Below are 1,199 nucleotides of genomic sequence, written 5' to 3'. Positions count from 1 at the left end.
CCTCGCCAATGGATGGCAAGTCGGCTTAATCGGCCGCAGATCCGCCGCTTTGGAAGAAACCGCGGCAAAAAATAAAAATACACTTATTTTACCATGTGATGTCACTGACGAAACCCAAGTGGAAAGTGCGTTTAACACTGCCTACGAGGCATGGGGGCGATTGGACGCCGTATTCAACAATGCCGGCGTGAGCCTCGGAGGCGCGCCAATCGACGAACTTTCAGTGGACGACTGGCGTAATCTTATTGATATCAACGTTACAGGCAGCTTCATTGTGGCCCGCGCCGCTTTTAGGATCATGCGACATCAATCGCCACAGGGCGGCCGCATTATCAACAATGGATCTGTGTCTGCCTATGTACCACGTTGGGGCTCTGCGCCTTATACAGCTTCAAAACACGCGATTACCGGTCTTACTCGCTCAATCAGCCTTGACGGACGTCCATTCAACATTGCTTGCGGGCAAGTTGACATCGGCAACGCACTTACCGACATGGCCAGAAAAATGACAAAAGGTGTACCGCAAGCTGATGGAAGTATCGAAGTAGAGCCGGTCATGGATGTGTCTAATGTCGCAACATCCGTGCTTCATATGGCAAATCTTCCTTTGGAGGCCAATGTCCAGTTTATGACAGTCATGGCTACGAATATGCCATATATTGGACGTGGCTAAATTATTAGTGGAAGGGAGAACCGCCCTTCCACTCGCCACCTACCGCTGTAAGCGCGAAGTCACTCTTTTTCCGCTATCGTTTTACCGGCTTAAGAAATTGGAAATCACAACCCTGTTCTGCCTGTGTGACTTCGGTAGCATAGAGCTTATTATATCCACGCAAATTCTCAGGCTCTTCGAGATCAGATACCCATTCTGACCGACGCTTATCTAATTCCTTTTCATCGACCAACAAATCAATACGCTTGTTAGAAACAGAAATGCGAATGCGATCTCCATTTCGCACGAGTGATAGCGGACCTCCTATGGCTGCTTCAGGAGACACATGAAGCACAATAGTACCGAAAGCAGTTCCAGACATTCGGGCATCAGATATCCGCACCATATCTTTCACACCCAATTTGCTGAGCTTTTTAGGAATAGGTAAATACCCCGCTTCAGGCATCCCAGAGTCACTTTTTGGCCCTGCATTTTGTAGAACCATAAAGTCATCGCTAGAAATATCTAAATCTGGATCATCAACTCT

At 48.0% G+C, this 1,199-nt stretch carries 1 protein-coding gene and 1 pseudogene; one reads left to right on the top strand and one right to left on the bottom strand.

The annotated features are described in order from the left end of the window. Window positions 1-673, top strand: a 673-nt coding sequence (locus ACR0B3_RS24140; RefSeq protein WP_480811257.1) for an SDR family oxidoreductase, incomplete at its 5' end; no start/stop codon positions are given. A gap of 73 nt (window positions 674-746) precedes the next feature. On the opposite strand, the pseudogene ACR0B3_RS24135 reads toward ACR0B3_RS24140, so the two are convergent. Then, window positions 747-1,199 (bottom strand): annotated as a pseudogene (locus ACR0B3_RS24135) (dihydroxy-acid dehydratase); the annotation flags it as partial.

It is taken from the genome of Ruegeria sp. CE9, from assembly GCF_056537425.1.
The sequence above is the reverse complement of the archived record's forward strand: the minus strand, read 5'-3'. Positions and strand labels throughout refer to the sequence as shown.